This is a genomic window from bacterium (assembly GCA_035505375.1).
Lineage (GTDB): Bacteria > Hydrothermota > Tepidihabitantia > Tepidihabitantales > Tepidihabitantaceae > UBA2258.
The window spans coordinates 157,101-170,271 of the sequence record DATJQV010000081.1; the positions used below are offsets into that span (position 1 = coordinate 157,101).

Here is a 13,171-nt window from a genome sequence, read left to right on the forward strand (position 1 = left end):
GTGCCTTGCTCATAGGTCGCGTGCGTCAGACGAATCAGGCATCTGGCCGGCGACCGCAAACAGCTTCTCGGCGAATTCCCAGTCTTCAGGAGTATCGATATCCTGGACGAGATAACGAGGTATCAAGATGGGCAGGGCGTCACTGGAGAGCAAGCGTTTCTCGCGCTGGTACTTCTCCACGTCGCACCAGTAGAACTGACCGGCATCGTGGAATACGTCAGGCAGGTCCTGCGACCGTTTGGAGAGATTCTCGGGCCAGACCATCTCGACACGCCCCCGGTCGTTCAGTTTCAGCGAACGGAAGATAGGGTACGGGTACGTCGCAACCGAGAAAACCGAGGTAGCCTCATGCTCACGCATAACCTCCAACCCTCTGCTGATGTACTCCGGCCGGATGAGTGGGGCGGTCGCGTAGATGCAGCAGGCGTAACGGGCCGGCTGGTCGTGCTCGGCGAGCCAATTGAGAGCATGGATGATGACGGCATCGGTACCGGTGTGGTCGTCTGCCAGCTCGGCCGGACGCCGGAAAGGCACCTCGGCTCCGAATCGCTTGGCGACCTCCATAATCGCATCCGAGTCCGTTGAAACGATGATCCGGTCGAAGACACCGCTTTTCTGAGCAGCTCGGATGGAATGGGCAATCATCGGCAGGCCCGCGAAAATCTTGATGTTCTTGTCGGGTATTCGCTTACTCCCTGCCCGGGCAGGGATGATGGCTACGACTCTCACTTCCGGTACACCCCAATCACCTTGGTCAGAGCAAGGACCACGTCGCTGGCATCACTGTCGCTCATCGCGGGGAAGAGCGGCAGCGTCAGCATTCGGTCATACGCCTCTTCGGCCACCGGGCAGTCGCCCGGTTTCGTGCCGAAACGTCGCCGGTAGAATGGGTGTAGGTGCACCGGAACGTAGTGGACGTTCACGCCGATGTTCTCGGCACGAAGCGCCGCAAAGATGCGGGCGCGGTCCACCTTCAGCCGCTCAAGCTGCAACTGCACCACATAGAGATGATAGGCATGACCCACTCCGGGCCGGACGCGCAGCGGCCTCACTTCCGGCATGTCGGCGAAAGCGCGGTTGTAGGTCGCGGCAATCTCGCGGCGCCGGGAAACCCACGCCGGCAGCTTCGCCAACTGGCTTAGACCCAGGGCGCACTGGAAATCGGTCATCCGGTAGTTGTAGCCGAGTTCCGTCATCTCATAGAACCAGGAGCCCCTCTCTTCGCGCTGACGATGGTCGGTGGTGATGCCATGGTTGCGGAAGATACGCATGCGCCCTGCCCGTTCGGGGTCGTCGGTCGTAATCATGCCGCCCTCGCCGGTCGTGACGTGTTTCACGGGATGAAATGAGAAGGTGCTCAGGTCTGCCAGCGAGCCGACCGGCCGCTCTCGATAGCTGCCGCCGATGGCGTGGCAGGCGTCCGCGACCAGTGCGAGCCTGTTCCTGCCCGTGACCTCGCGCAGAACGTCATAGTCGCAGGCTTGCCCGGCGTAGTCAACGGCGATGACCGCCCTGGTGCGGCGAGTGATGCGGGACTCGACCTGGCCCGGATTCAGCAACAGCGTGTCCGGGTCCACGTCGGCGAAGACCGGCGTGCCGCCCTGGTAGACGACGCAGTTGGCGCTGGCGGCAAAGGTCATGGCCGGCACAATCACCTCGTCACCTGGGCCGATTTCGAGGGCGAACATCGCGGCGTGAAGGGCAGCGGTACCGCTGCTTACAGCCACAGCCTCATTCGTGCCCACGGATTTGGCGAAGCCGCGCTCGAACTCCGCGACCCTCGGACCGGTGGTCAGCCAATCCCCTCGCAGAACCTCTACGACCGCCCGGATGTCTTCTTCGTCAATGGACTGGTGGCCGTAGGCCAGCAGCTTCGGGCGGACCGGGGCACCGCCGTCAATCGCCAGTGACGTCATTCCATTCCTCGCAGGGAGCCCGTCCCGGCGCGTTGGTGTTTGGATGGTACATCGGAGTATGTTAGCTTGCGTAACACGAGAGTCAACAGCTCATGGCTCACGGCCCGCAACAAGCGGCTTGCCAAACCTGCCGGCGGCTGTCCGGGGAAGGCGCAACTCCTGCGCGTGTAACCGCTTGGCCGGCTCGCCGATGTCGAACACATCCGTCCGTATCTTGGCCAGGACCCTAGGATCGCAGCCACGGGCCGCCCGCTTGCCCAGAAGTACCTGAACAGCCATCGCGAAGCTCTCGCCCGAGATGTGCCTCTGCCGGCTCAGTTTGTAGAGCTGCCGGCCGAAACTGAGGCAAGGGACATGCTGCGAGGTCGAAACCCCGCAGGCGTTTATGACCTCCCTGACATTGGTCTCCATCGCGCAGAGTTCGGTCATCGCCGCCTCGTAGCGCAGGGCCATTCCCTCGCGATGGTCGTTGAGCGTGTCCTTAACCCGCTCGACCTTGTACTTCGCCTTCCATCGCGCCGCACTTTTCACCGGGTCAGCCATTCTGTTCCTCCATTCGTACTGCCTGTCTCACACCATCGCATTCCTGCATCGGGACCATGAACAACTCAGCGTCCGGAAGCCAGAGGCTGGTCTCCAACCAAGAACCGTAGTATTTCAGAGTTCTGAGCCGTTCATTCTGGACTGTTTGTAGTGGAACGTGAAATGTGGCAGCTAGATGACGTAAGGCACTCAAATGTAAGACGATAGTCGATGTGACTCATGAATCAGGATAGCACCTACCGGGTCACTCCCCGAGCCACTCCCCCAGTCACTCCCTGAGTGACTCCCCGAGTGAACCGGTAGGTGATCACCCCGTTGAACTGGCGGGTGAACCCCTGGGTCAGTCGGGGGATTAGTTACAGACTGAGCTGGGAATTCATCTACCGACTTACTTGCCGGATAACTTAGTGGTTGAGTCGGTAGGTGACCCTAGGGGCGAGTCGTGGGGTGTATTGGTGGGTGAACCGCTGGTTGACCTGCCGGATGACCTGCAGACTGACCAGCCGAATGACTTGAGCGGTGACTTGCCTAGTGACCTGCCGAGTCCAATCGGCAGCGGTTTCTCGATTCGGGTTCGATACTCTGCGCCGTGCGCTGAATCAAGCGCCGACAATCGCGCTGCTGCTCGTGATGGTTCTGAGAACGATGTGTGGGTCTGCGCAATCGCTGAAGAGCGACGCGCTGACCGTTACGCCGGCCGGAGCCTTGGCCGGTGGCTTGCTTCGGGCCTGCGACCGGGCTTTCCGAGAAGTTTCAGGAGTGCTTTTCGCGGGCGCCGGCCATGGTTCTCAGTTCATCCACGGAGAGCCACTGAGTATTCTTGTCGCTGCTGTAGCAGAAACCGTCCGGGCACGGCTTACCGCCGTTTTCGGCAATGTACTCTTGCGCGGACCACGAGTGAATCACCGGTAGAATTGCGTAGTAATCGTCGTGCTCAACCGTGTGGCGGGCATCGTCTTCGGAAATCATTGTCTCGTGGAGTTTCTCGCCGGGCCGGATGCCCACGACTTCGGTCTTGCACTCCGGCGCGATGGCACGAGCCAGGTCGGTGATGCGCATGCTCGGTATCTTGGGAACGAAAATCTCGCCGCCGGTCATGCGTTCCAGCGAATTGAGTACGAACTCCACCCCCTGCTCCAGTGTAATCCAGAAGCGCGTCATCCGGGCGTCGGTTATCGGCAGGACGCCGGTTGCGCGACGATTCAGGAAGTATGGCACAACGCTTCCCCGGCTGCCCACGACGTTGCCATACCGAACCACGCTGAACCTGGTGCTGTGTGTCCCGGAGTAGCTGTTCGCAGCCACGAAGAGTTTGTCGGAGCAAAGCTTGGTTGCACCGTAGAGGTTAATCGGATTGGCTGCCTTGTCGGTACTCAGGGCAATCACCTTCTTGACGCCGCAATCGATTGCCGCATCGAGCACGTTCATCGCGCCGAGCACGTTGGTCTTCACCGCCTCGCTGGGGTTATACTCGGCCGCAGGCACCTGCTTCAGCGCCGCGGCATGAACAACGACGTCCACGCCGTCAAAGGCCCGGTACAGCCGCTGTCGGTCGCGCACGTCGCCGATGAAGTAGCGGATGGACGGATAGCGTTCTTCGCTGAACCTTCCCTGCATCTCGAACTGCTTCAGTTCGTCGCGGCTGAAGATAATCAACTTGCGCGGCTTGAAACGCGACAGAACTATCTCGGTGAATTTCTGACCAAAGGAACCGGTCCCGCCCGTGATCAAGATTACCTTGTCGCCAAGCATCAGTGCTGACCTCCCTGCGTCGAACCTTGCGAACTCCTGAGAACTGAGGGGATGGAGAAATACCCCACCGGCGCCGAGGCATCCAAGCCGAGGCCGTCGGCGCTGCCGCCGGCAGTGACGACAAGCGGGGCGGTGATGTCATCTACCACATCAAACGGTTGCGCGTCCGAATTGCCCAGCCAGAAGTACAGAGGATAGGTACCCGGACGAATGCGAATGTCGGGGAAGTCAATCGTGACCGACCCCTCGGTTTGCGCACGGACGGACGCGGGCGAGATGACGTGCCTGGCAGTCGTGACAATTTCGCCGGTATTGCCGGAACGCAGCGCCACCGACACAAGCAGGTCGGGTATGTCCTTCATGACTTTGTAGGACATCACCAACCGTATGATTCCCCCTACCTCGACGTCGTAGCGGTCGCTGCCGCGCTCGTCCTGCACGGCGATGTGCGTGAAACGAACAGCGCCTGACCCGCGCCGGTGCTTCTCGCTGTGCATGGCCGTGTCGGCATCGACCTTGACCTCGCGCTGACGCCGGTTGTAGAGATCCAGTGTCTGGTCGGTAGGAGCATCCATGGCAACCTGCCCGGCGTCGATGAGTATGCTTTTCGGGCAGAGCGTGCGAACCGCCTGCAGGTTGTGGCTTACAAACAGGATGGTCCGTCCTTCACCCGCCACGTCCCCCATCTTACCGAGGCATTTCTTCTGAAAGGCCGCGTCGCCGACTGCGAGCACTTCATCCACCAGCAAGATTTCCGGATCGAGATGAGCGGCGACCGCGAATGCCAGCCGGACGTACATCCCGCTGGAGTAGCGCTTGACCGGCGTGTCTATGAACTGCTCGACTTCCGAGAAGGCCACGATTTCGTCAAACCTCCGACTGATCTCCGCTTTCTTCATGCCGAGAATCGCGCCGCTTAAGTAGATGTTCTCGCGGCCGGTGAGCTCCGGGTGAAAGCCGGTCCCGACCTCGAGCAGCGATGCCGCCCTCCCGTAGACGAACGCGCGGCCTGAAGTCGGCTCGGTAATCCGTGTAAGAAGCTTCAGGAGAGTGGATTTGCCGGCGCCGTTTCGCCCGATGATCCCCAGCACCTCGCCCGCCTGGACGGTAAACGACGCGTCCCTTAGAGCCCAGATTGTATTGGGTCGAGGACCGGCCTGTGGGTGGTCGGGTCCGACGCTTGCGTGCCTCGCGCCGACTTTCTGCGTCAGATGTTCTTTGCCGCGCAGCGTGTGCCACCTGCGTTCCAGGGACTCCCGCAGTGTCCTGCCCCCAATCGCGCCCAGCTCGTAGAGCTTGGAGAGGTGCTCGACTTCGATGATGGGATCAGGCATGGCAACTCAAGGTTGAGGTTAAGGCTAAGGCCGAGCCATAGATCACCGGTTCGACCTTCTGAGCGTTGAGATGACTTTGTTCAGGTCGGCGTGAATGGCGTCTAGCTTGTCGGCTATCTCACGGGCGACGGTCGCAGTCAGATAGCCCACGCGCTTGCCATACTCCACATGACTCTGGGTCTCCGTGACCGAGCCACGAGCGACGTGGTAGAACCTGACCTTGTCGGGTGTGTGACTTCTGCCGAAAGCCTCCGCGATATTTGCGGAGATGCTGAGGGCCGCTCGCCGAATCTGCGATGTAAACCCATAGTCCTCTTTGCGCGGCAGCTTGTCGGTCAAGACGAAGACCTGCTCAGCCACCGCCATGGCCGACTGCCAGACAGGCATGTCCTTGAATGAAAGATAGGCCGGTCTAGGTTGAGGTAGAGATGGAGGATTAGGTTGAGATTCTGGTCGAGGTCGAGATTCAGACATAGACCTTCCTGGACCTTAGCCCTGACCTTGGCCTAACCCTTGCTCCTAACTTCGACCTCAACCTTAGCCTTGACCTCATCGCCTACACCGTATCCACAAATGTCCGTTCAGCCCGATTGAACATCACCAGCCCGAGGAACAGGACGAGCAGGGTCATCGCGACCGAGATCAAGGTGTATCGGGGGCTTACCGTCCCGACGCCCAGGAATGCGTGTTTGAACAGCTCCACCACAGCGGTCATCGGATTAAGCGCGGCGACGATGCGCCACTTCAGGTTGGTGACCATCGACAAGGGGTATACTACCGGAGTCGCGTACATCCAGAGCTGGATCAGGAACGCCATGGCGTATACCAAGTCCTGGTACTTCACGGTCAGCGCTGTTACCAGCAGGCCGAAACCCAGGCTGACGGCCGCGGTCTGGACAACCAGCAACGGCATGAGGAGGAGCTCGACGTTGGGCCTGATGAGCGGCCCGGCGGCGGAGAAGAACTTGAAATAGGTAAAGAAAGCCAGGAAGGTCAGTAGCTGGATTGCGAAGGCGATCAGGTTGGAAACGACTGCCGACAGCGGCACAACCAGCCGGGGAAAGTAGACTTTGCCGAAGAGACTGATGTTCGCCGTAAACGTGGTCGAGGTGGCGTTGAGGTTCGCCGCGAAGTAGTTCCACGGCACCAGCGCGCAAAGATAGAAAAGCAGCTTCGGCATGCCATCCGAGGGGAGCTTGGCGACGTTGCCGAAGATGACCGTGAAGACGACGGTCGTAAGGACCGGCTGGATGACGAACCAGGCCGGCCCCAGGATAGACTGCTTGTACCTCGACAGGAAATCCCGACGGACAAGGAGCACAAGCAGGTCCCGATACTCTGCCAGACCGCGCCAGTCAACATGGAGCAGGCCCCGGCTGGGCTGGATGACGATTCTGGGCAGCCGCCTGCCTGATGGAATCGAGCCGCCATCGGCCGCGTCAGGTACACTCATGGCTATGACTGCTGGCGGAAGTCGCGGTAGAGTGGCAGGTCACCCAGCTATCTATCCTTCGTTCCCGGTCGTTCGGACCAGATGTTCGAGTCCCTCCGGGAAGGAAACGCGCTCTTTGAGGCCGAGTCTGTCCCTCAGAACATTGACCGACGCGAGCGAGTGCTTGACATCACCGGGTCGAGCGACAGCATACTCCGGTTCGACGCGTTTGCCGGCAATCCGGCAGATCTCGCTCACAAGGAAGTTCAGAGTGTAACGCTCACCGGCAGCGACATTGCACAACAAGAACGGCGGGGTCGTCATCTTGTCCTTTGTCGTCTGGTCCTTGGTCTGGGACGAAGGACCAAGGGCCAAGGACTGCAGCGGGACAGTACACGCTGCCAGGTTCGCCGCGACGACATTCGCGACCGGCGTGAAGTCGCGCGACTGCTCTCCGTCGCCGTAGATGACCGGGCGCCGGCCATCGCGGATGGCGGCGATGAACTTGGGTATCACAGCAGCGTACTGGCTGCCGGGGTCCTGGCGCGGACCGAACACGTTAAAGTAGCGGAGTGCCACGGTCTCGAGGCCGTATAGCCGGCTGAAGACCTGGCAGTAGTGTTCGCCGGCGAGCTTGGCGCAGGCGTAGGGCGACAGAGGATTCGGTGTCATGCTCTCGTGCTTGGGCAGCTCCGCCGAGTCGCCATAGACAGAAGACGATGAGGCATATACGACCCGCCTGACTCCGCAATCCCGGGCGGCAATCAACACGTTGAGCGTACCGGTAGCATTGACCTCGTGTGTTGTCACGGGGTCCTTGATTGAGCGCGGGACCGACGGCAGGGCGGCCTGGTGAAGTACGAAGTCGACCGGGCCGGACGAGGACGCGGTCGAAGTCGGGTGAGCGCACATCGCGGAGCGCAGCACGTCGAGCGAGCGGACATCGCCCTCGATCAGTTCGACATCCTTCAGGAAAGGGGCCAGGTTCTCGCGCCGGCCGGTTGAGAAATTGTCGATGACCCGGACTGAATGGCCACGTTTGAGCAGCTCTTCAACGATGTTGGAACCAATGAAGCCTGCTCCCCCTGTAACGAGTACTTTAAGCATCATCAGTGGATACTATGCAATGTCCGACTGGAGTCAAGTGGGGCACGGGAGGAATCGGAGCGCGCCGCGGCAAGGGAATCGTCGAACTTCTGCACCTCGCTCTCGAGCCGGCTGATCTTCTGCTCGACGTTGCTGTCGGTGACCACATACTCGTTCCGGCTCATGGCGTCCACCATGAATCGGCAGATGGCAGGTGAATAGTGACTGTAGTCCATGTAGTTGTCCAGGTCCATGGTAATGTCACCGATGTCCTGAAAGTCGAATATCCGGACGTTGGGCAGCCCGCGGGTCCGCTGGAAGATGTAGCGCTTCAGATCCATCAGGGTCTCCAGCCGGTGGCCGCTCACGCTCCAGAAGAGGACCGAATACGGTGGGTAGAAGAAGTAGTATTCCACCGCCGGGTGGCGTCCGATCAAAGGCATGACATTGACGTCGAAGCAGCGCTTCATGGTATCCAGGTCACCGGGACGGACCTGCACCGGCCCGGCATTCTGTCGCAGCGCGTCCCGCCACGTAGCCAATGTCGTCTCACGCGAAAACGTGAACCGATCCGCTACGTACTGGCAACTGTCCAGGTTCATCTCCCGGTTGTAGCGAGTCAGGTGGAGCAGATTGGCAGCGAGCGCCCGCCTGCAGTCCGATACCAGCACATCCAGGTTCAGCAGGTAATGGTAGTCGTTGAACGGGTTATCGTCGTAAAGGTAGAACGGCATGCTCCCGGGCCCGAAGTTGAGTACCTTGGTGCCGCCGCCGAACTCGTTGAGGTCGAGGCCCCAGATGACGGTCCTGACCTTGCCCGTCCTCAGCGCGGTATTCAGCAGGATGTTCTCCTCGTAGGGTCTCCCGCCGCCGATGGATGTAAGCAGCACCCGCCGGGACAGCTTCTTGCCCACTTCCGAAGGAGTGAAGCTCTGTACCATCGACGAGCCGGTGATGATACAGTTGTAGTCGTAGTGCTTCGCGAATCCCGGGTTGTAGTAGCGCTGGTTCTCCCACAACGGGCGGTAGAACGTCGCGCGCCGGTAGTGCTGGAGCGGGTCAATCACGAACACGGTGCCGGCGACGAGGGCCAGACACAACGTCACGTACAAGAGCAGCCGGCGCATCCAGACTTTGTAGCGAAGCTTGCCGCGCATCATGTGCCTAGAAGTTGAAGTAGAGGAAGGTGCTCACCTTGTTCATGCTCAGGAACGAGACGACGAACAGAACCGTCGCCAGAATCAGCGTGCGCGCGTTGGGCGAGAATCGCGCGGTCATCTCATCGGAGTTCTTCAGCAGGATGCAGACCAGGAGGAAAGCACCTATCATCCCGGCTGCCGGGGCGATCATGATCGGCCCGGTCCCGCGCCCGCACACATTCTCCACGCAACCGTCGGTGAACTCTACACCGACCCGTGTCAGCAATGACAAATGCCCCGCCAGCAGGCGCGGAAGTTGCACTCCGTTCAGGCCGGCCATGCCGCGCAGGACCGACACCGCTCCCGGCAACGTCCTGGCCCTGAAGAACACCCAGCAGACGCTGACGAAACCGAAGGTCATGACCCAGGCAAGCGCCCTTCCCAGCCTGAGGTTCGCTCCTTCCCAGATGCGGTGGATGACATTACCCAGCCCGTGCAGGAAGCCCCAGAGCATGAACGTCCATCCTGCCCCGTGCCAGAACCCACCGATGACGAACGTCAGCAGCACGTTCAGGTGGGTCCTGAGCTTGCCCTTGCGGTTGCCCCCCAGTGGAATGTAGACGTAGTCCCTGAGGAATCGGCTCAAGGTCATGTGCCAGCGTTTCCAGAAGTCCTGTACGTTGAGGGCCTTGTAGGGCGAGTTGAAGTTCCTGGGCAAGATGATATTGAACATCCGCGCCAGGCCGAGCGCCATGTCGGTGTAGCCGCTGAAGTCGAAGTACAACTGCAGTGTAAACGCGAGCGTCACCGTCCAGGCCTCGATGAAGTTCAGCGGCGCGTGGGCTGCGAAACCCTTGTCGGCCCATACCGCGAACGCGTCGGCCACTATCACCTTCTTGGCCAGCCCGATTGAGAACTGGTAGGCCCCCTGTGACAGGTTCTTCCAGTTGAGCAGCTTGTTCCTCAACCGGTCGAACTGAGGCATCATCTCTCGATGGTGAATGATGGGGCCGGCAATCAGGTGCGGAAAGAAAGTGACGAATAGAATGTAGTTCAGGAAGCTGTACTCGTTCGCCTTTCCCTTGGAACTGTCCACCAGGAACGCAATCTGGGTGAACGTGAAGAAGCTGATGCCCAGCGGAAGAATGAGCCGGAGTGCTCCGACGTGGGCCGACAGGAAGGAGTTGAAGTTGGCAATGAAGAAGTTTGCGTACTTGTAGTATCCCAGCACCAGCAGGTTGACCACGACCCCGGCGGCCAGAATCGCCTTCCTTCTGCGGGCACCGGGCGGCAGTCGCAGCAGCGTCGCACCGACCGCATAGTTGAAGCAGATGCTGGCGGCCAGCAGCGCTACGAACCTCCAGTTCCAATAGGCATAGAAGACGACGGATGAGAGGGCCAGCCAGGCCTTGCCCGCCGTGACGAGCCTCTTCCAGTTAAGGAAGAAGTACCCGATCAGCGCAATCGGCAGGAAGAGGAATATGAAGGGATACGAATTGAAGAGCATCTAGCTGCGGAGGATAGGAACTGGGAGGCGGGATGTCAAGCACGGACAAGAGCCGGTCCCGACGCACCACAACCTATGGTATCCCTCTGCCGCGGTCACCACTATTGCCCGAGGGAGTGGATGAACCGCCCACTGCCCAGGGGGCGGCAGCCAAAGACAGAATCGACCAAAGTGATGAACAGGGCCTGGAAGAACATATGGGCGGGACTTTGAGAAGACGTTGGAAGCGATCTGCAGAAGAGCCGACCCTCCGGCCTTCCAACCGAGCGACAAGTGAAGCAACCGAAGAAACGGTTTCTCAAGTAGTTGTGCGTACCGTCCATGAGGCGCTTCTTTGAAGCCCTCAGAGAGTCCGTGAAGGACCTTTCGCGGCAGCTTTCAGGGGAGCTTCCGGACGAGTTTCGAGAGTAGCTTTCCCGGTCGCTTTCGGTGGCGGAACTCAGGATGAGGCCTGCCCCCGGTTCAGACTCACTATCTTCGACTCCATCCTTCGGGCACGTCTATCTCGAGCGGGCGTCCCGACTGCCAGGCTGCGCGGAGGTATTTCACCGGTCACAACTGAACCCACGCCAATGAGGGTGCAGTTGCATGTCCGCGACCCTTGAGGGCGTACTCCTGCGCCGCGTAGGGCGGATAGAGCAGTCGCTGATGGACGGACGGTCCTGGACAATCGCCGCTCTCTTGAAGCCTTCGACCGAAGACTTGCATAGTAGAGACGGAAGCGTCGCCGGCCCCTGGTGAATCATCACACTCTATTGCCTGCGCCCGAGCGTACCGACCGTGTGCGTAGAACCCCGTCCGTTGCCTGCGGACGGCTGGCCCGGAACGGTGCCTGGCGGCGTGCTCGGGTCGGCCGTTGTCTTCGGACGCGGCGACACTCGGTAAACCCAGCCGTCACTCAAGTGAGCCACCTCCTCGAATTCAGCAACCCGCTCCAATTCATCAAGTGAGTAGATCGACTTGCGCCAGGTCATGTTGAACCACACCAGAACCGACCCGTTGCGGTCAGGCCAGGAACCCCTGAGAGCGTCCAGTCTGACGTCGCTTCTAAACGGCACAGACCTCGCATTCACGCGGCCCAATTCCCAGAGCGCATCGGGGCCGTCGCTGTACACGTGGACATCGGCCGCGGACAGTGTCCGCCTCGCGTATGCTATGGTCTCGCTCTGCCGCCACTTTGTGGTGTTGTATTCTCCGGCACCTTCATGGAACCGCGTGGCCGTGTCGGCCAGGACGCTCCGCAATGGAAAGAACAGCCAGATGGCAAGAAGCAGTGCCGGCGCGCTACGTACAAGGCCGGCACGTGCATTCTGGAGCGGACTCAGCAGGCGGGCAAACAGGTCAAGGAGAATCAGGGTAATCGGAATGTAGACGTAGGAGACATATCGTTCCTCAACGAATCCGTCGCCCCCTCTCGCGGCAAGAGCCGACGCTAGTACGACCGCGTATGCCATGACCAGTATGATTGACGGCAAATAGATCCGGAAGGTGGTCTTCAAGCTGCCGACAATTCTGCCTCTCGACCTCGGTAAGAACGCTATCGCAGTTGCCGCAACGACGAGTACCAAGAGCAAAAGAAGCCCGGCGGGTCCGGGAAGATACCACGAGAGCGCCGTGCGAATGCAGTAGGCGATACCACCAACCCAGGCAGACGAAATCTCCGCCATCGTGCGGGTGGAATTGACGTCGATCGCCGTCCCAACGTGCCTGAGTCGCTGCAGATGTAACATCCAAAGTGCAATTGGTACCAGCGCAACGGCGGCGAAGCCGCACGCACGTACGATTCGCTTGCCGAACTTCATGCCCGGGGCCAGAATCATCGTCAGGACCCCGGCCAGCACGAGGGCAAGCCCGAGATACTTGTCAACGCACGCGAACGCCGCCGCCAGGGCCATGACGAAGAGCACCCGTCGGCGTCGGCTCTGCCAGTAACTGTGAGCCGCAAGCAGGTAGACAAGAACCAAGGTAACAAAGAGCCCGTCGGCTATGGCCATTACGTAGACGGGTATCAATGCTCTGGAAAGGAGGACGGCGCACATCCCCAGCACACCATAAGCCATCGTGGGCCGCGAACCGGGTCGAAACAGCATGGCAGACATGAGAATAACCAGCGCGAAGAGCACGGAGTTGACGACATGTGCGAACAGCATCGGGTCGAGCCGCGTTACAGAACTAATGAGCGCCAGCAGCATCGAATAGAGCGGGGGGTATATGGCCATCGGCCTGCCGTCGTGGAAGACGAACCCTTTTCCCGCCACGAGGCTGCGTGCTACGTCGAGGTAGTTAACCGAGTCAGGTGCAATTCCGGCCCCATACCTGGCGGTAGAAATCAGCACCAGTGCGGCCCCTGCCAGCGCGAATATCCCGGCAAACACCCACCACCTGCGCCCGGAGCCGACGTTGTCCATCTGGCCTTGGACAGTCGTCGAATCACGCACATCCGGCGAGCGCAGACGAAGCAT

Annotated in this window: 11 protein-coding genes; all 11 read right to left on the minus strand. The window is 60.2% G+C overall.

All coding sequences use genetic code 11. The features are described from left to right. Window positions 1-9: 9 nt before the first annotated feature. The 11 genes from pseF to VMH22_13805 all read right to left on the minus strand — a co-directional run bounded on the left by pseF (window position 10) and on the right by VMH22_13805 (window position 13,171). Window positions 10-729 carry a pseudaminic acid cytidylyltransferase gene (gene pseF / locus VMH22_13755; GenBank protein ID HTW92752.1) on the minus strand — a complete coding sequence of 240 codons (720 nt, stop codon included), beginning with the start codon at window positions 727-729 and terminating at the stop codon, window positions 10-12. Next, the gene (pseC, locus tag VMH22_13760; GenBank protein HTW92753.1) at window positions 726-1,916 is read right to left on the minus strand and encodes a UDP-4-amino-4,6-dideoxy-N-acetyl-beta-L-altrosamine transaminase; all 1,191 of its coding nucleotides are present in this window, start codon (window positions 1,914-1,916) and stop codon (window positions 726-728) included. Before pseC ends, pseF begins: the two co-directional genes overlap by 4 nt. Before the next feature lie 90 nt (window positions 1,917-2,006). Then, window positions 2,007-2,459, minus strand: a complete 453-nt coding sequence (locus tag VMH22_13765; protein ID HTW92754.1) for a hypothetical protein — start codon at window positions 2,457-2,459, stop codon at window positions 2,007-2,009. A gap of 753 nt (window positions 2,460-3,212) precedes the next feature. Then, window positions 3,213-4,211 carry a UDP-N-acetylglucosamine 4,6-dehydratase (inverting) gene (gene pseB / locus VMH22_13770; protein HTW92755.1) on the minus strand — a complete coding sequence of 333 codons (999 nt, stop codon included), beginning with the start codon at window positions 4,209-4,211 and terminating at the stop codon, window positions 3,213-3,215. Beyond that, window positions 4,211-5,545, minus strand: a complete 1,335-nt coding sequence (locus VMH22_13775; GenBank protein HTW92756.1) for an ABC transporter ATP-binding protein — start codon at window positions 5,543-5,545, stop codon at window positions 4,211-4,213. Before VMH22_13775 ends, pseB begins: the two co-directional genes overlap by 1 nt. Window positions 5,546-5,587: 42 nt before the next feature. Further along, window positions 5,588-5,932, minus strand: a complete 345-nt coding sequence (locus VMH22_13780) for a four helix bundle protein (protein ID HTW92757.1) — start codon at window positions 5,930-5,932, stop codon at window positions 5,588-5,590. A gap of 169 nt (window positions 5,933-6,101) precedes the next feature. Next, the gene (locus tag VMH22_13785; GenBank protein ID HTW92758.1) at window positions 6,102-6,998 is read right to left on the minus strand and encodes an ABC transporter permease; all 897 of its coding nucleotides are present in this window, start codon (window positions 6,996-6,998) and stop codon (window positions 6,102-6,104) included. Window positions 6,999-7,049: 51 nt separating this feature from the next. After that, complete coding sequence (locus VMH22_13790) at window positions 7,050-8,084, minus strand: SDR family oxidoreductase (protein HTW92759.1); 1,035 nt, start codon at window positions 8,082-8,084, stop codon at window positions 7,050-7,052. A 2-nt stretch (window positions 8,085-8,086) separates the two neighbouring features. Next, entirely contained in the window at window positions 8,087-9,223 is a 1,137-nt protein-coding gene (locus VMH22_13795; protein ID HTW92760.1) for a hypothetical protein, read from the minus strand. A gap of 4 nt (window positions 9,224-9,227) precedes the next feature. After that, window positions 9,228-10,709, minus strand: coding sequence for an MBOAT family protein (locus tag VMH22_13800; GenBank protein ID HTW92761.1), 1,482 nt, complete (start codon window positions 10,707-10,709; stop codon window positions 9,228-9,230). Between the two features lie 752 nt (window positions 10,710-11,461). Beyond that, window positions 11,462-13,171 (minus strand): hypothetical protein, encoded by a 1,710-nt coding sequence (locus VMH22_13805; protein HTW92762.1) that lies wholly within the window; start codon window positions 13,169-13,171, stop codon window positions 11,462-11,464.

Bases quoted from the DNA above. Each gene is read 5' to 3' on its own strand.
- VMH22_13775 (HTW92756.1), bottom strand. From the start codon at position 5,545: ATGCCTGATCCCATCATCGAAGTCGAGCACCTCTCCAAGCTCTACGAG.
- VMH22_13805 (HTW92762.1), bottom strand. From the start codon at position 13,171: ATGCTTCGTCTGCGCTCGCCGGATGTGCGTGATTCGACGACTGTCCAA.
- VMH22_13780 (HTW92757.1), bottom strand. From the start codon at position 5,932: ATGCCTGTCTGGCAGTCGGCCATGGCGGTGGCTGAGCAGGTCTTCGTC.
- VMH22_13765 (HTW92754.1), bottom strand. From the start codon at position 2,459: ATGGCTGACCCGGTGAAAAGTGCGGCGCGATGGAAGGCGAAGTACAAG.
- pseB (HTW92755.1), bottom strand. From the start codon at position 4,211: ATGCTTGGCGACAAGGTAATCTTGATCACGGGCGGGACCGGTTCCTTT.
- VMH22_13795 (HTW92760.1), bottom strand. From the start codon at position 9,223: ATGATGCGCGGCAAGCTTCGCTACAAAGTCTGGATGCGCCGGCTGCTC.
- pseC (HTW92753.1), bottom strand. From the start codon at position 1,916: ATGACGTCACTGGCGATTGACGGCGGTGCCCCGGTCCGCCCGAAGCTG.
- VMH22_13800 (HTW92761.1), bottom strand. From the start codon at position 10,709: ATGCTCTTCAATTCGTATCCCTTCATATTCCTCTTCCTGCCGATTGCG.
- VMH22_13790 (HTW92759.1), bottom strand. From the start codon at position 8,084: ATGCTTAAAGTACTCGTTACAGGGGGAGCAGGCTTCATTGGTTCCAAC.
- VMH22_13785 (HTW92758.1), bottom strand. From the start codon at position 6,998: ATGAGTGTACCTGACGCGGCCGATGGCGGCTCGATTCCATCAGGCAGG.